The organism is Clostridium algoriphilum (assembly GCF_020443705.1).
GTDB classification, from domain to species: Bacteria; Bacillota; Clostridia; order Clostridiales; family Clostridiaceae; genus Clostridium_AD; species Clostridium_AD algoriphilum.
In genome coordinates this window covers 235,469-257,562 of the sequence record NZ_JAIZZK010000003.1, presented here as the reverse complement: position 1 = coordinate 257,562, position 22,094 = coordinate 235,469, and the positions used below count along the sequence as shown (strand labels likewise).

20 protein-coding genes and 1 riboswitch are annotated in these 22,094 nt (G+C 31.1%); of the genes, 17 read left to right on the top strand and 3 right to left on the bottom strand.

Annotation, left to right across the window (positions count from 1 at the left end; translation table 11 throughout):
- Both LGK95_RS04805 and LGK95_RS04800 read right to left on the bottom strand, forming a co-directional pair.
- Positions 1 to 270 (bottom strand): hypothetical protein (locus LGK95_RS04805; RefSeq protein WP_226122824.1); only part of this gene is annotated, 270 nt, incomplete at its 3' end.
- Positions 271 to 395: 125 nt separating this feature from the next.
- Positions 396 to 1,457: an alpha/beta hydrolase gene (locus tag LGK95_RS04800; protein ID WP_226122822.1), complete on the bottom strand. Its 1,062-nt coding sequence runs from the start codon at positions 1,455 to 1,457 to the stop codon at positions 396 to 398.
- 484 nt (positions 1,458 to 1,941) lie between these two features.
- Between LGK95_RS04800 and glpK the strand changes: the two genes are divergently transcribed.
- The 8 genes from glpK to LGK95_RS04760 all read left to right on the top strand — a co-directional run bounded on the left by glpK (position 1,942) and on the right by LGK95_RS04760 (position 10,251).
- On the top strand, positions 1,942 to 3,432 hold the full coding sequence (gene glpK / locus LGK95_RS04795) for a glycerol kinase GlpK (RefSeq protein ID WP_226122820.1): 1,491 nt from the start codon (positions 1,942 to 1,944) through the stop codon (positions 3,430 to 3,432).
- 186 nt (positions 3,433 to 3,618) lie between these two features.
- The gene (locus LGK95_RS04790) at positions 3,619 to 4,299 is read left to right on the top strand and encodes a metallophosphoesterase family protein (RefSeq protein WP_226122817.1); all 681 of its coding nucleotides are present in this window, start codon (positions 3,619 to 3,621) and stop codon (positions 4,297 to 4,299) included.
- Positions 4,300 to 4,437: 138 nt separating this feature from the next.
- Positions 4,438 to 4,548: riboswitch (TPP riboswitch) on the top strand.
- A 149-nt stretch (positions 4,549 to 4,697) separates the two neighbouring features.
- The gene (gene thiW, locus LGK95_RS04785; protein ID WP_226122816.1) at positions 4,698 to 5,192 is read left to right on the top strand and encodes an energy coupling factor transporter S component ThiW; all 495 of its coding nucleotides are present in this window, start codon (positions 4,698 to 4,700) and stop codon (positions 5,190 to 5,192) included.
- 28 nt (positions 5,193 to 5,220) lie between these two features.
- Positions 5,221 to 6,045 (top strand): bifunctional hydroxymethylpyrimidine kinase/phosphomethylpyrimidine kinase, encoded by an 825-nt coding sequence (thiD, locus tag LGK95_RS04780; protein ID WP_226122814.1) that lies wholly within the window; start codon positions 5,221 to 5,223, stop codon positions 6,043 to 6,045.
- Positions 6,038 to 7,252 carry a putative hydroxymethylpyrimidine transporter CytX gene (cytX, locus tag LGK95_RS04775; protein ID WP_226122812.1) on the top strand — a complete coding sequence of 405 codons (1,215 nt, stop codon included), beginning with the start codon at positions 6,038 to 6,040 and terminating at the stop codon, positions 7,250 to 7,252. The genes thiD and cytX overlap by 8 nt, the downstream gene beginning before the upstream one ends.
- Complete coding sequence (gene thiM / locus LGK95_RS04770; protein ID WP_226122809.1) at positions 7,231 to 8,067, top strand: hydroxyethylthiazole kinase; 837 nt, start codon at positions 7,231 to 7,233, stop codon at positions 8,065 to 8,067. Before cytX ends, thiM begins: the two co-directional genes overlap by 22 nt.
- The gene (gene thiE / locus LGK95_RS04765; RefSeq protein ID WP_226122808.1) at positions 8,057 to 8,680 is read left to right on the top strand and encodes a thiamine phosphate synthase; all 624 of its coding nucleotides are present in this window, start codon (positions 8,057 to 8,059) and stop codon (positions 8,678 to 8,680) included. Before thiM ends, thiE begins: the two co-directional genes overlap by 11 nt.
- Positions 8,681 to 9,021: 341 nt before the next feature.
- Entirely contained in the window at positions 9,022 to 10,251 is a 1,230-nt protein-coding gene (locus tag LGK95_RS04760) for a C40 family peptidase (RefSeq protein ID WP_226122800.1), read from the top strand.
- A 34-nt stretch (positions 10,252 to 10,285) separates the two neighbouring features.
- Here the strand turns inward: LGK95_RS04760 and LGK95_RS04755 are convergent, their stop codons facing one another.
- Positions 10,286 to 11,527, bottom strand: a complete 1,242-nt coding sequence (locus LGK95_RS04755) for an alanyl-tRNA editing protein (protein WP_226122798.1) — start codon at positions 11,525 to 11,527, stop codon at positions 10,286 to 10,288.
- A 481-nt stretch (positions 11,528 to 12,008) separates the two neighbouring features.
- Between LGK95_RS04755 and LGK95_RS04750 the strand changes: the two genes are divergently transcribed.
- The 9 genes from LGK95_RS04750 (at position 12,009) to LGK95_RS04710 (ending at position 22,087) form a co-directional block, all read left to right on the top strand.
- Positions 12,009 to 12,422, top strand: a complete 414-nt coding sequence (locus LGK95_RS04750) for a bis(5'-nucleosyl)-tetraphosphatase (RefSeq protein ID WP_226122795.1) — start codon at positions 12,009 to 12,011, stop codon at positions 12,420 to 12,422.
- Positions 12,423 to 12,744: 322 nt separating this feature from the next.
- Positions 12,745 to 14,667, top strand: a complete 1,923-nt coding sequence (locus tag LGK95_RS04745) for a PrkA family serine protein kinase (RefSeq protein ID WP_226122794.1) — start codon at positions 12,745 to 12,747, stop codon at positions 14,665 to 14,667.
- 4 nt (positions 14,668 to 14,671) lie between these two features.
- On the top strand, positions 14,672 to 15,844 hold the full coding sequence (gene yhbH / locus LGK95_RS04740) for a sporulation protein YhbH (protein ID WP_226122792.1): 1,173 nt from the start codon (positions 14,672 to 14,674) through the stop codon (positions 15,842 to 15,844).
- A 7-nt stretch (positions 15,845 to 15,851) separates the two neighbouring features.
- The gene (locus LGK95_RS04735; RefSeq protein ID WP_226122844.1) at positions 15,852 to 17,219 is read left to right on the top strand and encodes a SpoVR family protein; all 1,368 of its coding nucleotides are present in this window, start codon (positions 15,852 to 15,854) and stop codon (positions 17,217 to 17,219) included.
- A 255-nt stretch (positions 17,220 to 17,474) separates the two neighbouring features.
- Complete coding sequence (locus tag LGK95_RS04730; protein WP_226122791.1) at positions 17,475 to 18,461, top strand: CPBP family intramembrane glutamic endopeptidase; 987 nt, start codon at positions 17,475 to 17,477, stop codon at positions 18,459 to 18,461.
- 96 nt (positions 18,462 to 18,557) lie between these two features.
- Positions 18,558 to 19,550, top strand: coding sequence for an adenosine deaminase (gene add / locus LGK95_RS04725; RefSeq protein WP_226122842.1), 993 nt, complete (start codon positions 18,558 to 18,560; stop codon positions 19,548 to 19,550).
- A 27-nt stretch (positions 19,551 to 19,577) separates the two neighbouring features.
- Entirely contained in the window at positions 19,578 to 20,174 is a 597-nt protein-coding gene (locus LGK95_RS04720; RefSeq protein ID WP_226122790.1) for a rhomboid family intramembrane serine protease, read from the top strand.
- Positions 20,175 to 20,528: 354 nt separating this feature from the next.
- Positions 20,529 to 21,521, top strand: coding sequence for an NADH:flavin oxidoreductase (locus LGK95_RS04715; RefSeq protein WP_226122789.1), 993 nt, complete (start codon positions 20,529 to 20,531; stop codon positions 21,519 to 21,521).
- Positions 21,522 to 21,784: 263 nt separating this feature from the next.
- Positions 21,785 to 22,087: a hypothetical protein gene (locus LGK95_RS04710; protein ID WP_226122788.1), complete on the top strand. Its 303-nt coding sequence runs from the start codon at positions 21,785 to 21,787 to the stop codon at positions 22,085 to 22,087.
- The last annotated feature ends 7 nt before the right edge of the window (positions 22,088 to 22,094 follow it).

The following is a 22,094-nucleotide window of genomic DNA, read 5'->3' as shown; positions in this document are numbered from 1 at the left end:
ACTATTATTTCCAGCTGATTGGTTATTTAACTGTTTTGTTTCTTCTAAACTAGAAGGACTAGTGCTACTAGATAGGTTAGATGCACTCTGGTTTGAAATACCACTAGTACCTTTGTTTGCTGCTGATTGATTGTTTAATTGTTTTGTCTCATTTAAATTAGCTTCATTAGTGCTAATAGACATACCAGCATTAGAGGATAAATTTGAACCTCCATTTGTAGTTGACTGATCATTTGCTTTTTTTGTTCCATTTGAATTGTTGTTTTTCATAAAAATTCTCCTCTCTAATAAACAATTTACACTAAGTTATCCAGTGCATTATGTAGTTTACCCAGTTTTTTATATATTATAGATGAAATTTTTAATTTTAATATTATACAATGCTTGAGAGGTTATTATTGTTTTAATGACGATGTCTTATTTTTATTAAATTGTCCTCGTAGATATGTGGAAATTTCATTGATTGCTAAATCTGATTTTTTAGTAATCCTATCCATTGAGATGAAGCCATGTGTAACACCGTTATACCTAGTAGACCTTACATCCACACCTGCCTCTTTTAATTTATTCCCATAAGACTCACCTTCATCTCTTAATGGATCGAATTGTGCTGTAATTATTAATGCATTAGGTAAATTTTTAAAATTTTTAGTTAAGAGAGGGGATGCATTTTCATTTTTTCTATCTTCTAATTTTGGGATATATAGTGATATGAATTTATTAGTATTTTCTCTTGTTAAATTATAATCCATACCAAAGTACGCCCAAGATTTAGTATTTAACTCATATATGTTTGTAGAGGGATATATTAGTACCTGAGAAATTATGTGGGGACCACCTTTATCACGTGCGATCTGTGAGACTACAGCAGAGAGGTTAGCACCAGCACTGTCACCTGCAACACATATTCGATTAGAGTCCCCATTAATACTTTTAGCATTTTTACTAATCCATTGAAGCACGCTATATACATCATTGAGTCCAGCTGGAAAAGGATTTTCTGGTGCAAGACAATAATTAATAGATACAACTATTGCGTTTGATTTTTTTGAGATTTTCCTGCAGACATTATCATATTCGTCGATAGTACCACTTATCCAACTACCACCATGTGAGTAAATTATTATAGGTGAATTAATGCTATTATTAGGGGTATATATTCTAACTGGTACTTGGCTCGTAGTTGTTTTTATATTTATATTTTTTATATTGGAGAAGACTATAGGGTTAGAACTATATATTGTAGATACCTTATGTAAGGCTATACGTATTTCAGATATTGTTTTATTTTTAAATGTAACAGGATAAATAAATACTTGTATTTTCGACATTATTCCAAATAATGTATCAACTTTGCCATAACTTGTTGTATTTAAATTATGAATCATAATAGAACTGTATACTATAACAATTACAGCAAGAACTGAGAAAATCTTAAATCCTCTTTTCTTTTTCATCATATAAACCTCCGCCATTATATTAAGCTTGATTTGTCTAAAATTTATTTCAATTTTCCCAAAATAAAATTTATTCTACTATTATACCCATATTAATTATAATAATCAGTACATAGAAGTAATGTATTAAAAATCACTTGTGATGGAGTTAAAATACAATATAAATCATAGATAAAGTAAATCGTTCAAGTAATTATAATTTCAACAATCAGAATATAAGATTTTCTGATTGTTGTATATGTTTAAATAATATACAACTAAAAGTAAGTATTGTTTAAGAAATAAAGCTAAATTGTAAATTTTATAAGTTTTATTGCAAAACAACTAATAATAAGTTATACTTTAAATAATGATATATGATAAATGGCAGAGAATATGAGCCGCGTTATTATAAAGTGTTATGCTTTATTTTTACGTGGTTTTTTTTGTATATCAAATTGTAAACGATTTGACAAGAATAATTTTAAAAAGGAGTTTTGCTAAAATGGCTAAATATATAATGGCACTTGATCAAGGAACAACAAGTTCAAGATGTATACTATTCAATGAAAAGGGACTTATTGTAACGTCAGCTCAAAAAGAATTTACGCAGATATTTCCAAAAGCAGCTTGGGTAGAACATGATCCAATGGAAATATGGTCAAGCCAAATGAGCGTAGTAGCAGAAGCAATGGCTAAGGTTAAAGCTAATGCTAGTGATATAGCAGCAATAGGAATTACAAACCAAAGAGAAACAACTGTAGTTTGGGATAAAAGGACGGGAGTGCCAGTATATAATGCAATAGTATGGCAATGTAGAAGAACAGCTGATACTTGCGATGTGTTAACAGAAAAAGGCTTTGATAAAGTTGTTAGAGCTAAAACTGGATTAATATTAGATGCTTATTTCTCTGGAACAAAAATAAAATGGATATTAGATAATGTAGAAGGAGCTAGAGCGGAAGCTGAAGCTGGCAATCTATTATTTGGTAACATAGATACTTGGTTAATTTGGAATTTAACAAAAGGAAAAACATATGTAACAGACTATTCTAATGCTTCAAGAACAATGCTATTTAATATTCATGAACTAAAATGGGATGATGAATTACTGGAAACATTAAACATACCAAAATCAATGCTTCCAGAAGTTAAACCATCAAGTTATATATATGGACATACTGATAGCTCATTGTTTGGTGGAGAAATTCCTATAGCTGGAGCTGCTGGAGACCAACAAGCAGCATTGTTTGGACAAACTTGTTATAAGTCAGGAACAGCTAAAAACACATATGGTACTGGATGCTTTATGCTTATGAATACGGGAGATAAAGCAATTGAATCCAAGCAGGGATTACTTACAACTATTGCTTGGGGAATAGATGGAAAAGTTGAGTATGCACTTGAAGGTAGTGTATTTATAGCAGGAGCAGCTATACAATGGTTAAGAGATGAGCTTCGAATGATTGATAATGCTGCGGATTGCGAAGAATATGCAATGGCGGTCGACGATACAAATGGAGTATATGTAGTTCCGGCTTTTGTTGGACTTGGGGCACCATATTGGGATCCTTATGCAAGAGGAACAATTGTAGGACTTACAAGAGGATCAAAAAAAGAACATTTAATAAGAGCAACTCTTGAAGCGCTTGCATACCAAACTCATGATGTATTAAAAGCAATGCAACAAGATTCTGGAATTAAACTTACTGAACTTAAAGTAGATGGAGGAGCTTGCAAAAACAATTTCTTAATGCAGTTTCAATCAGACATTTTAAATGTTCAAGTAGACAGACCAGAGGTAACTGAAACTACAGCACTCGGTGCAGCTTATCTTGCAGGCCTTGCAGTAGGATATTGGAAAAGCAAGGAAGAGGTGGCAAAGCATTGGGCAATATCAAGAAGTTTTAAACCTAGTATGACCGAGGAGCATAGGAAAGAACTACTTCATGGTTGGCATATAGCTGTTAAGAGATCAGGAATAAGACTTGAATAGAAATATATAAATTTTAATATGTAATCCAGTAGAGATGCTGGATTTTTTTGCGTAAAGGATTGAACATGTACCTTTTTAAGAACTTAAGGGAAGGATATGTGCTATGATATATTTAGTTAGTTATGACATATTTGATTATAAAAAGATGGTTTAGAAAATGTAGCTTTTATTAGAGGAGTAATGTTAATGAAGATATTTTGTACTAGTGATATACATGGAAGATACAATAATTTAAGAAAAACTATAGATTTCATAAATAGTAGAGAAAATATTGATGTAGCAGTATTTTGTGGAGATATTTCAGCTAGTCATGAATACTCAACTGTTATGGAGTTAGTTAAGATTCAAGAAGAGGATTACTTATGTTTTAAAACAATGATAAGTGAAATAAAAAACAAAAAAGTGTTGTACATATTAGGAAATCATGACCTTTTCTTAGTAGATAAGGATGATATGAATTATTTACCCAACGCAATATCTGCAAATATTGAAAACACTTTTATTCCTTTTGAAATTCTAGATATACAATTGTATGGCAGTAACCGAGAAGGCAATGAATTGGATATAAAAAAAGCATTAGATGAAATATGTAATATAAATAAAGAAAAGATTATAGTGGCACATCAACCACCATACATGTGTTTAGATAAAGGTACAAATGGTCATTATTATGGCAGTTCCTCCATTAAAAATATGATTTTTGATAAAGGACCAGCTATTTTTTTATGTGGTCATGTACATGAGGACTATGGTGTTAAGAAATTAGGAAATACACTAGTCGTAAACTGTGCTTGTGAGGAGTTTATCAATAGAGGTATGATAGTTGATACAACTACATTAGAGTGCAAGAAAGTAACATTAAAATAGTTACTAGATGTAGTACTTACCTTAAAGACAAAGCAGTACAAATATCTGAGAATTGACAATGTAAATAATTGCAATATAAATATTATTGTTTATAATATTATGGTATGTTATTATTAGATATATGAAATAAAAAAGAATAACCTAACACAGGGGAGTTGGACATGCCAACTGAGAGCAAGGATTGTAATTCTTGGACCCTATGACCTGAACTGGATAATGCCAGCGTAGGAAGTTGTTTATTGGTGTATTATATATGTTTTATTATATATCACGTTAATTTAACACAAATCCTTTGGATTTGTGTTTTTTTATGTTACACAGAACAGCATTTATGCTAGGTTTAATTAGAGTTTGTTCCTTTTATAACGACATAACATAATAGAAAGGAGCGTAAATACATGAAGAATAAAAAATTGACTATTTCATCACTATTAATAGCTATTGGGATAATAGCTGGTAATATCATATTTATACCAGTAGGAGTATCAAAATGCTTTCCGGTGCAGGCTACGATTAATGTTATAGCAGCTGTAATATTAGGCCCTGGATACGGTGTAGCTATAGCCTTTTGTATATCTCTACTAAGAAATATATTAGGAACAGGATCCCTTTTAGCTTTCCCTGGTAGTATGATTGGAGTACTTTTAGCTGGAATTTTATATAAGAAAACTAAAAGCAATTTACTGGCAGTAGTTGGAGAAATTATTGGAACAGGAATAATTGGAGGGCTATTAGCATTTCCAATATCTAATTTAATAATGGGTAAAAAAGTAGGGGCATTGTTCTTTGTAGCTCCATTTTTAATAAGTACCATTGGGGGAAGTTTAATTGCATTCTTTATTCTAAAAGTGATAGATTTAAAGAAACTTACTAATTTAAACAAACAGGCTTAAAACAGATATTAGGTAGGAGGAAATTAACATGAAAAAGGTACTAACTATAGCAGGTTCTGACAGTTGTGGAGGTGCTGGAGTGCAAGCAGATTTGAAAAGCTTAAGTGCTAATGGCGTATATGGAATGAGTGTTATCACAGCTATAACAGCACAGAATACTATGGGAGTTTTCGCAGTGCAAGACCTAGACGAGGAAATTATTAAGGCACAAATTGACGCTATTTTTACAGATATAATTGTAGATGCAGTTAAAATTGGCATGGTGTCAATGATTTCAACTATTAATGCTATTAGTGAGAAATTAGAATTATACAAGCCTAAAAACATAGTCCTAGATCCTGTAATGATTTCAAAAAGCGGGTATTCATTGTTAAAACCAGAGTCAAAGTCGGCTTTAATTAAAAAATTAATCCCATTAGCATCACTTATTACTCCTAATGTCCCAGAGGCTGAAGAGATTCTTCGAGAAGTAAATTCGGATTTCCCAGACATATTAACGGTGGTGGATATGGAAGAAGCAGCAAAAAAAATGTATAAGCTTGGATGCAAAAATATACTTTTAAAAGGTGGACATATGCAGGGAGAAGCAGTAGATGTTTTTTATGACGGAAATGAAATTATACATTTTACGTCAGAGAGAATACACACAAAGAATACTCATGGAACGGGATGTACTTTGTCATCGGCCATTGCTGCAAATTTGGCACTTGGTTTTAGCATGAAGGAATCAATTAAAAAGTCAAAGCAGTATATAACAACTGCTATAAAACACTCTTTAGATATTGGACATGGGGTAGGACCTACCAATCATTTCTATGAATTATATAAAAAAGCGGGGATGGCAAATGATTAAGGATAAACAGAAATTAGGTTTTTGGACTTTTGTATTTTTGTGGTTTGGTGCTGCAGTATCTATTGCAGAAATAATGACGGGCGGACTAATTGCGCCCCTAGGATTTAAAATGGGAATAATAGTAATACTTCTAGGACACTTAATAGGAACAGGAATATTAGTGCTGGGTGGCATAATAGGTACTAGAGAAAAAGTGCCAGCAATGACTTCTACTAATATTTCTTTTGGAGTATATAGTACTTATTTATTCTCAATTTTAAATGTACTTCAGCTAATTGGTTGGACGGCAATTATGATAAAGGTAGCTGCTACTTCTGTAAACTTGATATCGCAAAATTTATGGAATTTTAACAATGTATTAGTGTGTATAATACTTATAGGAGTATTAACTATAATATGGCTTTGGCTAGGAAATAGTGGCATGAAAAAATTAAATATTACAGCTGTATCTTTGCTTTTTATACTTACATTGATACTCGGAATAATAATATTTAAAGATAAAACATTACTACTAAAAGCAAGCACTGGAGGGATTTCTTTTGGAGGGGCATTAGAATTAAGTATAGTTATGCCTCTTTCATGGCTACCTTTAATCGCAGATTACACTAGATTTGCAAGGAGTGAAAAAGGAGGAGCTTATGGAAGCTTCATAGGTTATTTTCTTGGAAGTTCATGGATGTTTATTATTGGTCTTGGAGCTGCTATAGTTTCAAAAAATTCAGATCCATCAGTTATGATGCTTGCTGCAAATTTAGGAATAGCGGCTCTAGGAATAGTGGTGTTATCAACAGTAACCACTACTTTTTTAGATGTGTACTCAGCAGGGGTTTCATTTTTAAATATTATTCCAAAATATAGTGAAAAAAAGATCGGTATTGTTATGACCATTATTGGAACACTAGCAGCAATCATAATTCCTATGGAGAACTATGAAAGCTTTTTATATGCAATAGGGTCAGTATTCGCACCATTATTTGCAATTCTGATCACAGATTATTTTATAATAAAGAAAAATACAAAGATTCAATCTAATATACTTGTAAATTGGGGAGCAATCTTTGTATGGATTATAGGAATAGTAATTTATTATTGGTTTATAAAACGTGATTTTGTGCTGGGAGCTACAGTACCGGATATGGTTATCACCGGATTTATATACTTAATAAGTTGGAGGATGATGTCAAAATGGAAATTAACAACAAAATAATTAAATTACTAAATAATTTAAGACAAAAAACACCCTTGGTGCATCAAATAACAAATTATGTTACCATTAATGATTGTGCCAATATTACACTCGCTATAGGTGGCTCACCAGTTATGGCAGAGGATATTCATGAAGTTCGCGAGATGGTATCCCTTGCATCTTCACTTGTTTTAAATATTGGGATATTAAATACTGGTGTAATAGAGTCTATGATTGCGGCCGGAAAAAGGGCAAATGAACTAAATATACCTGTTATTCTAGATCCAGTTGGAGTAGGAGCCACAACTTATAGAACAGAAAGTTGCAAGAAAATTATGAGCCAAGTTAAATTAGCAGTTATAAGAGGAAATTTATCGGAAATAAAAACAATATATGGTATTGATACTATAACAAGAGGTGTGGATGCTAGTGAGAGTTTTGAGGCTAACAGTGATGAATTTACCAAAGCGAAAGAAATGGCAAAAGATTTTGCTATTAAATTTGGAACGGTGGTAGCTATAACAGGTGTGGTTGATATTATAACAGATGGTAAAACTCTCTACACTACATCAAACGGTCATAAAATGATGTCCAGGGTTACAGGTACAGGATGTATGTGTACTGCAATTATTGGTTGTTATTTAGGAGCGGGGGATAATAATTTGATAGCTGCACTAGCAGGTACTGTTTCAATGGGTATTGCAGGAGAAACAGCATACGCGCGATTAGACAAAGAAATTGAAGGTTCGGGAACCTTTAGAGTTAAAATGATAGATGCTATGTATAATTTATGTGAAACTGAAATTATAAAAAGGAGCAAAATAGATGAAGAATAATATAGACTACAGCCTTTACCTTATAACAGATAGAGAAATGCTCGTGGATACAGATATATATACTGCAGTGGAGGAAGCTATAAAAGGTGGGGTTACGTTAGTTCAACTTAGGGAAAAGGACATAAGTACTTTAGACTTTTATAACATTGCATCAAAGATTAAAACTGTTACAGATAAATATAAGGTTCCACTAATAATAAACGATAGAATAGACATTGCTTTGTCGATAGATGCTGCAGGGGTTCATTTGGGTCAAAGTGACATGCCAGCGACTATTGCACGTAGTATTATAGGAAATAATAAGATAATGGGTATTTCTACTTCAACACTTAAGGAAGCTCAAGAGGCTGAAAGACAAGGAGCAGATTATGTAGGTGTGGGAGCAATGTTTCCTACAACTACTAAAGATGATGCTAATGCAGTTTCTGTGCATACCTTAAAAGAAATAAAAGACAATATATCTATTCCTGTAGTTGCTATTGGTGGAATTACTGAGAAAAATGTAGATTTATTAAAGATAGCGAATATTGACGGAATAGCTATAATTTCAGACATTCTCGCTAAAAAATGTGTAAAAGCTGCAGCAGAAAAATTATGTGCTTCGATTAAATAAAAAAGAAGTGAATAATTACTATAATAAAATATAATAGTAATTAAGCCTGATAGGATGAATAATCTTATCAGGCTTTTTATGGTCTATTACTATATACAATTAATGTAATAAAACACATATATGTGATAATATATATAATATAAAGATAGAATAGCAGCAGAGTTTTATATCTAGGATAATGGGAGGGTGAGGTTACTACGATTATTAAAAAAACTGTACTTTCAGGAGATATATCAGAAAACAAGGTAGATAATCTATTTTATTCAAATATTCCAGAACTATGGGAAGAAATGCTTTGCCCAGAATATTGGATAAAGTCGGATAGTCTGAGCAGTGTTATTATGAGTAATGAAGAAATTAAAGCATACAACAAGAGTAGCGTAAAAACTTTAGGACCAATAGTGGATTTAGAAAATTACAAAAAGTGCTTTAGTAAAAAAGAATTAACAGACAAGTTAAACACTTTTAGTGTTTTGCCAAAATATGAAACCTTCCATGAGGATGGATCATTAATAGCCCCCAAATATTATAAGAAGTTAATGCAGAATTGTAATATTGAAGGGATAATAAACAAGAATAATATTACATATGGAATTACTATAAGAAAGACCATGATGAGAACATTTCCAACCTATTCTAGGGTATTTAAAATTGGAGATAACTACGAGTTTGACAGATTTCAAGAGACTGCTGTTTATCCAGTTGAACCACTTGTCATTTTACTGGAAAGCAAGGACTCTAAGTGGTACTTCGCTCAGATGTACAATTATTTAGCATGGATACCTAAAAAAGATGTAGCTATATGTTTCAAAGAAGAGCTTTTCAATTATATTAAAACAAAAGACTTTATAGTAACTACAGGAAAAAGGGTATATACAAGTTATAATCCATTAAATAAGCAACTATCTGAGGTGAAGCTTGACATGGGTATTACAATACCACTTGCCAACATTAAGGAAATAAAAGCAGACGTTTATGGCCAAAATGCTACAGGTAATTATGTGGTTAAACTACCAACGAGAGATAATAATGGTAATGTAGAATTTGCACTAGCATTAATTTCAAGAAATGAAGAAATCTCAGTAGGATATTTACCGTATACTAGAGAAAATATAATAGTAAATGCTTTTAAATTCTTAGGTGAAAGATATGGATGGGGCGGCATGTTTAATTCGAGAGATTGTACAAGCTTTATAATGGATATTTATAGAAGCATGAATGTCAAACTACCCAGAAATGCACAGGAACAGGGTGAACTCGCAGTTGGTAATTTCTATGCAATACCACAAAACATGACTACAGAAGACAGAAAAAAAATACTCGATAAATTAAAACCTGGAACAGCGGTATATATGAATGGACATGGCATGCTATATCTAGGCGCAGAAAAGGGGAAGCATTATATTATTCATGATTTTTCAGGCTTTTATAAACCAGGACATGATGAAAAATTAAGATATTATAAAGTACGTGAGGTAATGGTTTCTCCATTGTGTATTGGATTATCCGAGGATGGTAAAACATACATTGAAGGATTATATGGAGCTAGAGACTTTATTATAAAGGATTAGTTCCATATAATCTATTAGGAATACAATTTAATAATTACTTTTTTAAACTAGTGAGTATATTTTCTTTGATTTTATTATATGCATAATCTAGCGCAGAATCTAAATTATTATTGTTTTTTCCACCACCTTGTGCAGAAAATTCACTTCCACCACCTTTGCCATCTATAAGAGTTATAGCATCCTTTAAAAGAGAATCCATTCTTATAATTTTTAAATCTTTTGAACACATAAATAACAGATTTGCTTTATCCTGAGATTTTACCCCAAATAAAACTATAACCTTTGAAGAAGTTACTAATTTTGTTGCTAACATATTAGCATATTTGAGGTCGCATTTATCATAAATGCATTTAAGCATCCTAATATCCTCTATTTTTGTAGCTTCTGTTAGCATGTTTTGAACTTCATATGCAGCAACTTCTACTTTTAATGCTCTTTTCTCTGCAAGTGCCTTATTAAGATCACCGCTCAGACTTTCGACGACCGATATAACCGTAGCATTATTGCAAGATAAAAGTTTAGATATTTTTTCAATTGCTTCATGTTTTACAACGTAATCAGAAACTGCTCTTTGACCACATATAAATTCAACTCTTATGCCAGTTTTATATTTTTCAAACTTTATAATCTTAATTAGTTGTACCTCAATAGTAGAATTGGGATGTAGTCCACAGCAAGGAGTTACATCAATATCACCAATTTTTACAATTCTAATTTTTTCACCAGCTTTTACTGGAATTTTTTTTGAAGACAATTTTTTTAGTTCGGAATTAGTTGGATATAGAACATCTATATTAATATTTTTTAAAATTATACCATTGGCCTTTTTTTCAGCAACTCTAATTTCATCTATTCCAATAGCTTTATCAAGATCAATAGTTGTAGAATTTATGCCTAGGTGAAGGCTGATAGTAGTTGCATTAAATAAGTAAGAGATGCAAGCAGAGAGTATATGCTGACCTAAATGCTGCTGCATATAATCGTACCTTTTGTTAAAGTCGATGCTACATTTAACCTTATGTATTTTTAAAGGTTTCACTTCAATTATATGGTATATTGTGCCGTTTTCCTCATATGCATTTGAGACAGGGGCACCATTTATATAACCGGTGTCACTGGGTTGTTCATCACCTTCAGGGTAAAAATACGTTTCATTTAATTCAACATGATATTTGTTTTCCTTTTGGATTACATTTATGATTTCAGCAGTGAATTCTGTTTTATATGGACTTTTATAGTATAATTTTTCCGATTTAAACATCTCCTTTGCTAGCATAGCTTACTAAGCTAGTATAAAATACGGGGCGAATTTTAATTTATAATATTTTTTAATTAGTTAGGTATACAAGAATGTTTCTAATATTATTTTTCCTCATTTTAATTTATATTGTACCATAAAATTATTAAGGCACATAACCATTATAAAAGAGCTATTGTAATTTTAATCTTTATTATATGAATAAAAATACCAATATTTATATTTAGGAAAACGCAATGAAGATTTAAGATTATTTAAAGTGGATAGATTTGATAAATAAAGTGCACAAGCTCATCTTTGCTGTGGGCTTGTTTTTGTTATATTTTCTAAAAGTTGAGATAGTTAATAATAAATATGAATAAATAAATAATTAGTGTAATAAATTATTAAATATACCGTATAATTTTAGTGCGAGAGCTTACATTTAAAGTGGTTTTTAATTATTATAAGCTATCATTAAGTGCAAGATAAAATTAAAATTAAGGGGTGTGGGACTATTATGAATCTTGAGAAATCTTGTGGGGCTGTAATTTATAGAAGAATAGGTGAGAATTTAGAGTTTTTAAGCATTAGTGATAAAAGTGACGGACATTGGGGTTTTCCAAAGGGACACGTTGAACAAAATGAAAGTGAAGAAGAAACAGCGATAAGAGAGATTTGTGAAGAAACTGGGTTACAAGTTAATCTTATAAATGGATTTAGGGTATCAGTAGAATATTCAATAAAACAAAAAACAACCAAGGAAGTTGTTTTTTTTCTAGCTAAGGTGGAAAATCAAACTGTTAATATACAACTTGAGGAGTTATGTGATTTTAAATGGGCAAGTTTTCAATTTGCAAAACAATTATTAACTTATAAAAGTAGCAAGGAGGTATTGGAGCAAGCATGGAAATTTATAGCTAGTTCTAGATAATTATCTAGTTGGTTTGGAGAAATTAATAACTTATATATAGAGGGGTAACAGGCCTTATTTTCAGTTAATTTTTATTTTACATAGTATGTGTTGATAGAAGTATATATTTTATCATGGCTGCACTATGGGTACTAGATGATAATAATCTTAAATAAGAAAAACCTTTTAAAAAAATATCATTATAGAGTATACAAATGAAAAAATGTATACCTATAGTGTATTTTTTTTGCGTTTAGAACTTTTTTTTATTTTTAATCATGTTGAGGGTCTATGGTTCATATAATTACTAATATAAAAATAATACTACATTGGGAGGTATTAAATGGATTTTAAAAATATAATACAAAATGATAGAGCAGCTAAAGTTAAAAGTAAATTTGAAGGAAATTTTTTAGAATATCTAGATATAATTAAAACAAACCCTGATAAGGCTAAGTTATCTCATAAGAGGATGTATGACACGATAATAAAAGAGGGCTTTGAAATTTTAAGGCCTGAAGAAAATCCAAGAATAAGAAAAATATATGGTAATGATATTATAAAAAAGTATGGGTTTTTTAAAGATAACTTTTTTGGAATTGATAAAGTATTGATGAAACTCGTCAGCTATTTCTATTCAGCATCGATGAAGGGAGAGGAATCAAGGCAGGTATTGTATTTGGCAGGGCCTGTAGGAGCTGGAAAGTCATCACTCGTGGAGGCTTTGAAAAATGCTTTTGAGGATACAGAACCTGTATATGTTTTAAAAGGATGCCCTATGAATGAAGAACCATTGCATTTAGTACCAAAGCATCTTAGAGAAAAGTTTGAGGAAATGCTTGATGTCAAAATTGAAGGGGATCTTTGCCCAGCATGCAAGTATAAGTTACTTAATGAATACAATGGAGAATATGAAAAATTCCCCGTTACCACAACTTCATTTTCAATAAGATCAAGAAAAGGCATAGGTGTTGTTCCACCGGTAGATCCTAATAATCAAGATACTTCAATTTTGACAGGGTCAGTTGATATATCTAAAATGGATATATATTCCGAGGATGACCCAAGAGTTTTTTCTCTTAATGGTGCATTTAATGTTGGTAATAGAGGGCTTGTAGAATTTATAGAAGTATTTAAGAATGATGTTGAGTATCTTCATACCATAATAACCGCAACTCAAGAAAAATCAATACCATCCCCAGGAAAGGGATCTATGATTTACTTTGATGGTATAATTATTGCACATTCTAATGAAGCAGAATGGAATAGATTTAAGTCTGATCATACAAATGAAGCTATTTTAGATAGAATTGTAAAGGTGGAGGTTCCTTATTGCCTTGAGCTAAATGAAGAAATTAAGATTTACGATAAGATACTTAAGAAAAGTAATTTTAAGCCGCATATTGCACCACACACAATTGAAACTGCTGCAATGTTCGCATTGCTCTCAAGGTTTACCCCTTCAAATAAGGTAGATCCTATAACAAAACTTAAGATTTATAATGGAGAAGAAATAGTAGAAAATGGAACTACTAAGAAAATAGATATTAGTGAATTAAGGGAAGAAGCAGGTATTGATGAGGGAATGCATGGTATTTCAACAAGATTTATAGTAAAGGCTATTGATAATGCTATTTCGGATTCAGAATCAGATTGTATAAATCCACTAAGCATTATGGAAAGCATAATTAAATCCGTTAAGGAAATGGACATTGCTGAAGATGAAAAGAAGAAATATATGGGCTTTGTTCAGGATAGTATTAGAAAAGAATACAACAAAATATTGGAGAAAGAAGTAACTAAGGCTTTTATACACAGCTATAAGGAACAAGCCGAAAGTTTATTTAATAACTATATTGATAATGCAGAAGCTTACGTAAATAAGGCAAAATTAAAAGATAAAGCTACTGGTGAGGAACTTCAGGCGGATGAGTCCTTTATGCGATCAATAGAAGAACAGATTGGAATATCTGAAAGCTCTTCAAAAGGGTTTAGAAGTGACGTAACTTCATATATGTTTTATGTGGTTAGAAATGGTGGGAAAATCAAATATGAGTCTTATGAGCCTTTAAGAGAGGCAATAGAAAAGAAGTTAACAAGCTCAGTAAAAGAACTATCAAGAATTATAACTAGGTCTAGAGTTCGCGATAAGGACCAAGATGAAAAATATAATGTAATGGTTGAGCAAATGAAAAAAAATGGATATTGTGATCATTGTTGTGACGTAATATTAAAATATGCAGCTAATAATTTATGGAAGGACTAGACGCATGGCAATATTTAGGGACTATAACGTTACTCCCATTGAGCATGATAGAGCTTCCGAAGATAGAAGGCGGCATCGGCAGCTAGTTGAGAAATCTATTAAAGAAAATCTGGGAGACATATTGTCAGAAGAAAGTATTATAGGGCAAAGTAAGGATAAGAAAATTAAGATACCAATAAGAGGTCTAAAGGAATATGAATTTATTTTTGGGAAAAATAAGAGTGGAGTCGGAAGTGGTGACGGCAGCGAAAAAAGAGATCAAGTCATAGGTAAAGAAAAGGCTGAAGGGGAAGGAAAAGGTGGAGCTAAAGCAGGTGATAAAGAAGGAGAAGATATTTATGAAACCGAAATAACACTTGAAGATGCACTAAATTATCTATTAGAGGATTTAGAGCTTCCAGATATTGATAAAAAAAAGTTTTCAGAAATTTTATCGGAGAATGGTATTAAAAGAGCAGGGTACCAAAAACATGGTATTAATCCACGCCTCGCTAAAAAAAGAACAGTGGCCGAGAAAATTAAAAGGCAACAGGCGAAAAATAAAGCTTTAATGGAAGCAACAGAGGATGGAAAAACTGAAAAATTGCCCTTTAAAAATGAAGATTTGAGATATCATAGGATAAAGAAGGTCTTAAAGAGAGAATCAAATGCGGTTATTTTATGTGTAATGGATGTATCGGGATCAATGGACACCACAAAAAAGTATTTAGCACGTTCATTCTTTTTTGTACTATCTCAATTTATTCAGTCTAAATATTCAAATGTTGAGGTTAGTTTTATTGCACATACAACTGTTGCCCAGGAGGTAAATGAAGTTGATTTTTTTCATAAAGTGGAATCGGGTGGCACGTATATTTCTAGTGGATTAAATAAAGCTTTAGAAATAATTGATAAGAGATATAATCCTGATAATTGGAATGTGTATGTTTTTTATGTTAGCGATGGAGACAACTGGACCGAAGACAATGAAAAAGCCATAAAGGCTGCAAAAAATATTTGTGAAGTAAGCAATTTATTTGGTTATGCCGAGCTTATGAAGAGTTACTATTCTTATTCTATGAAAGATGTTTTTTCAAAGGGTATACTTAATAAAAACTTTCTTTCAGTGGAAATAAAGCAAAAACAGGATTTGTGGAAAGGTCTTAAATATATGCTACAAAAAGATGGAGAGAGGTGATATCGCTTTGGGGTTTACCGTAAAGGAGTTAGAAAATTGGAATGAAAGAATTGAGGTTATAGTAAATGAAATAGGACTTAATTACTATCCTCAAGAATTTGAGATAATTGGATATAAAGATATGCTAGCTTATGAATCTTATCTTGGGATGCCTTCAAGTTATCCCCACTGGAGCTTTGGTAAATCTTATGAAAAAAATAGTACGACATATAAATACAATTTAAGTGGGTTACCTTATGAGATGGTTATAAACTCGGATCCTTGTTTAGCATATTTGATGAAGGAAAATACACTTTTATTACAGATATTAACTATAGCTCATGTTTATGGTCATAATGACTTTTTTAAGAATAACAGACTCTTTAAGGAAGGTACTAAAGCTGAGCATACTGTGGAGATGTTTAAATTTCATGCAGACAAGGTTAGAAGTTTTATAAATGATCCAAGTATAGGCTACGAAAAGGTAGAGAGAATATTGGATGCAGCCCATGCCATAAAGCTTCAAACATCTAGAGTTGTTGGAGAAAAGAGAATACCCGACGAAGTTTTAAAGCAAAGAATTTTAGAAAATTATAAAAACAACAGTAAGGTTCATAGTAATTTGGAACCATATGTAAAACTGGAATTTCCAGAAATAAATAAAATACCAATAGAACCAGAGGATGATATTCTATATTTTATAATAAAACACGGTGACATAGAGGAATGGGAAAAAAGTTTATTAGAAATTGTACGACAAGAAACTTCGTATTTCTTGCCTCAGATTGAAACGAAAATAATGAATGAAGGCTGGGCTAGCTTTTGGCATTATAATATATTAAAGAAATTGAATTTACCAGATGAACTATACTTGGAATTTATCAAGCGTCATAATGATGTCATAGCTCCTGGTTTCGGATCCATAAATCCATATTTCATTGGCTTTAAGATGTTCGAGGATATATTAAAAAAATACGGAAAAGATAAAATATTTGAAGTTAGGGCAATCGAACGAGATGAATCATTTTTAAGAAAGTATTTAACTCATGAATTATGTGAAGAACTTAATTTATTTGAATATGCTGCGAAGGATGGAAATTATGTAGTTAAAGAAGTGGCTGATGATAATGGCTTTAAAAGTATTAGAAATACATTAGCTAGTTCTTGTGGGGTAGGTAGTATCCCACTTATTAGGGTAATAGAAATGTCACAAAAGGACAAAACATTAAATTTAGAGCATGTTTATGATGGGCGAGAATTAAATACTGCTTATGCAGAAGCTACATTAAAGTATATATATGAGTTATGGGGTCATACTGTAACCTTAAAAACAACACAACTTGGAAATGAAATTAGCATTATATGTGATGACACGAAGATGGCAGCGAAAATATAATAGAATAACACTATACTGTAAATAGACATTATAAAATTGCCCCCAATTCTAGCATAAATAAAACTATGATTGGGGGAGTTTTATGCCTTGAGTAAAACTAAAATCCCAGTAAAAGATTCAAAATTATTGATTGCATTTGATTATTATTAGTGATTAGATTATCATATATTAAGGAGTAATAAAATTACAGTAAAAGGTGTATCTAAAGAACAAGTATTAATATTAAGAAAATTTTATATTTTAAGGAGAAAACTTATGAAAAGTAAAAAAATACTATTGGCTAATATATTATTATTAGTAGCCTTACTGTTATTTATATTTGTGCCTTCACTAGCAAATATATTTTTGAAATTAAAGGGCTCAATAAGTGGAGACATCTCATTACTGCTCTCTGGAGGTACAACTGTTATAACACTTGGGGGAATTGCTCTATTGTATTGTAAAATTATTAAAATACCTTTTAATAAGGTAATGGTAATAAAGAAAATATCTGTAAAGCAAGTTTATTTAATTATGTTAGTAGCAGTCGGTACTTATATTTTTGCAGTGGGTATTAATTCTGTAAGCATGAAGTTATTTCCCGTTGCAATAAAAGATAGTATGCAAATATCTAATTTGCTAAATAGTAGCTCATTACTATTAGGTTTAATTGTAGTGGTTTTACTTCCAGCATTTTTTGAAGAAGTGTTTTTCAGGGGGATTTTTTTAGATGCTTATGAAGGTGTAAATAAAAAAGTAAAATATATCATAATAACATTAATATTTGCTACATTTCATGGTAATGTAATGCAAATTATTTACGTAATGTTTTTAGGGCTCATTCTTTTAAAGGTAAGGGAACATACAGGTTCAATTGTAGGAAGTATGACACTTCATGCAGCAAATAATGCAATCTCTTTTATCATTAGCAAGATTGCAATGAATTACACAAAGGTTATAAATACTGGTACAAATAATGGTGTGATTGATCCTTCGCAAGCAGCGGCCGCAGCAGATGTTATGAATGCTAGCTTTCTTGTGGTTTTTCTAAGAGCTTTAATATTCCTTTTAATTGGAGGCGCAATGTTATATATAAACCTAAGAAAATTAAAAGAATGCATTGAGGAAAAGGTCGAAATAGAACCAGTTAAAAAGGATTACCTAGTAAGAAATGAAGGTAATGGAAATATAAAAACAATACAATATATTCCATTAACTATATACTTTGCATCTATGATTGTGATAGTTGTATTGAGGTATTAAGATATAAGGGTCAAAAGTAAAAACTAGTTAATGTATTTAATGAATAGGATACAGGTTAACAAATTTAAATTGGAGGTTAATATGAAATATAGTAGTATAGAATATGAAGAGCTACCTAAAATTGAGTTACATTGCCATTTAGATGGCAGTTTAAGACCAGAAACCATAATTGATATAGCAAAGGAAGAGGGGATAAGTATACCGTTTTATGATGCTTACAATATTAGAAAAGAAGTTACTGCCCCAGAAGAATGTAAGTCACTCGATGAGTATTTAAAAAGATTTGAAATACCAAATTTAGTAATGCAATCCAAAGAAAGTTTAAGGAGAATTACATATGAACTTCTTGAGGACTCTGCAAAAGAAAATGTTAAATACATTGAAGTTAGATTTGCACCATTACTTCATATAACTAAAGGGTTAAGTGTTTGCGAGATTATAGAGAGTGTAATACTTGGAATTAGGCAAGCAGAAGAAAAATATGATATAAGAGGCAATGTAATACTCTGTTGCATGAGGTTTATGTCTGCGGGCAATGCGTTAGAGGTTGTGGAAGCTGGAAAGAAATATCTAGGGAAGGGTGTAGTCGCAGTAGATTTATGTGGAGCCGAAGGAGAAGGCTTTTGTAATAAGTTTATAGAACCTATAGCAATAGCTAGAGAATACGGGTATAGAGTAACTATCCATGCAGGTGAAACAGGAATAGGTAAAAATGTCCTTGAAGCAGTAGAAATGTTGGGCGCAGAAAGAATTGGCCATGGAGTATTTATAAAGGACTGCATAGAAGCCTATAATATTGTAAAAGATAAGAAAATTACTCTTGAAATGTGTTTAACAAGTAACATTCAGACTAAAGCAATAGATACTTATGAAAACCACCCATTTTACAATTTTTTTAATGATAGAATAAGGGTAACAGTTAATACTGACAATAGAACTGTATCAGATACAAATATGACTAAGGAATGTCAAGTAATATTTAAGTATTTTAACATTACTTTAGATGAGTATAAGCAAGTATATTATAATAGTGTTGATGCAGCCTTTGCTGATTTAAAAACAAAGGAAAGGTTAAGAAAGTTTATTTAATTAAGAACAAAAATGGAGGATAAAGAAATGCTTCAGAAACTAAAGAAAATACAATATAATTCACCAATTATATTAACTTTTACTGGGTTAGCTCTTGTTTGCTATCTACTAAGTTATTTAACAAATGGTATTTTGAATAAAGTGATATTTTCTAATTATAGAACTTCTTTTTTAGATCCGATGCAATATATAAGGCTTTTTTCTTATATATTGGGTCATGCTAATTGGAATCACTTTTCAGGTAATTTTATAATAATTTTAATAATTGGACCAATGCTCGAAGAAAAGTATGGTTCAAAAGTTTTAGTGCAATTAATACTCGTAACAGCTTTAGTTACAGGTCTGATAAATACGATTTTTTCGAGTGATGCACTATTAGGTGCAAGTGGCATTGTATATATGTTTATTATTTTAAGCTCATTTACAAATGCTGAGAAAGGAAAAATTCCACTCACTTTGATTATCGTATTTTTTGTATTCATCGGTAGAGAGATTTTTTCAGGAGCTTTTTCTCAGGATAATATCTCTCAATTTGCACATATTATAGGTGGAGTTTGCGGAGCATTATTTGCTTTTAAAATTAAACATAAGAAAGATACATACAAAAATAAAAATATGATTTAATTAACATAATATTATGTATTATTAAGAAAATCTATAATTGAAGTAAGCAGTAAGGGTGCTGAAAAACTCTTACAGGTCATAGGCAATAATTAATAATATAAAAATACTATTCCTATAACAACTTGAATTAAGTTATTATAGAATTTTTTTATTTAAATAAATTAAAAAATTTATAGACATATGTTAAGGAATTAGTAACTTTATACTTTTTCATAGAATTAAAGAGAAATAAGGATTATACTGTAGTAAAATTAGTTTAAACTAATGTTAACACGGTACATATTTTAAAATGCTTATAAATTGGGTTTTTAGCTAGATTAATAATAAAATAATTAATTATGTGGAGGTAATAGAATGTCATATTTGCTCAAACCATTAGAAAATTGTAAGTTAAAATTAAATAATAGGTTGGTTATGCCACCCATGGCTACATCAAAATCAGAACAAGATGGAAAGGTCAGTAAAGATATATTAGATTATTATGATGAAAAGTCTATGGGTGGATATATTTCACTTATTATTATAGAACATAGTTTTATTACATCTAAAGGAAAGGCTAGTGAAAGGCAGCTTTCAGTGGCAGATGATAGCATGGTAGAAGAATTAACAAAACTTGCGAGTATTATTCATAAAAATGGATCTAAAGCGGTAATGCAAATGAATCATGCTGGAAGTGCAGCAAGTAAAAGTGTTACGGGATTAGATCCAGTAGGTCCATCATCTATTGCTAATCCGTGTACAAGTAATGTACCAAAGGAACTTACAAAAGAAGAAATTAAAGATATAATTTTGGAATTTAAAGATGCTGCAAGGCGTGTTAAAGAAGCTGGATTTGATGGCGTAGAGATTCATTCTGCTCACGGATATCTCCTAAACCAATTTTTCTCTCCTCTAACTAACAAAAGGACCGACGAGTATGGTGGAGATTTATTTGGCAGAATTAAAATCCACTTAGACATTATTAAAGTAGTACGTGATGTTGTTGGAGACGATTTTCCAATTCTTCTTAGGTTAGGTGCTACGGATAATATGGAGGGTGGAATTACAATTGAAGATAGCAGAATTGCAGCAGTAGCTTTTGAAAAAGCAGGTGTAGATCTTCTTGATATATCTGGAGGGTTTTGTAGATATAGTCTTCCAGGAAATACTAGTCAAGGTTATTTTTCACCGTTATCTCAGGCCATTAAGGAAGTTGTGTCGATTCCAGTTTTACTTACAGGTGGAATTACAGAGGTTTCTGCTGCTGAAAAACTTTTATCTTCTGGAAAAGCTGATCTTATTGGTGTAGCGAGAGCCATTTATAAGGATTCAAAATGGGCTAAAGAAGCTATTAAAAGCTTAAAATAAGTATTAAGATTTATTATAAAGATTAATAGTTTTAAAAATAAATAAAAAAGATACATTGGAGTAATAAACCACCGATTTACAAATGATCGGTGGTTTATTTAAAATATTTTAAATAAAATAGCATATGGTATATAAAGTCCGTTTATTTAGGCTGAAATATGGTATAATATAAGGTGAATAGAAATCGTATATGGACAAATAAAATAAAAAGGAACTTCTATTTTGTATGTTTCCTGGCTACCTAAGAAGGAAGGAAAAGAAAGATGATAATGCTTCAAAAAATATATAAACTTTGCGAATGCTTTGAAAAGCAGGATAGAAAATCAGGTATTATGAAACTAATAAATAAAGGCTACAGTGAAAGTACCTCAACAAAATATTATAACATTTGGAGAAGGCATTATATGGATACGAACAGCAAAGATCTAATGCTTTCGGGTATTTATATAGAAACCCGTAAAGTAAGAAAACTTTTAGAAGAGTGCTCATTTATGGAACGTCAAAGATATTTAGAGGCCTTAAGTAAAGAGCAACTTGTTAAAATAGCACAGGCAGTTCTTAAATAGTAATATA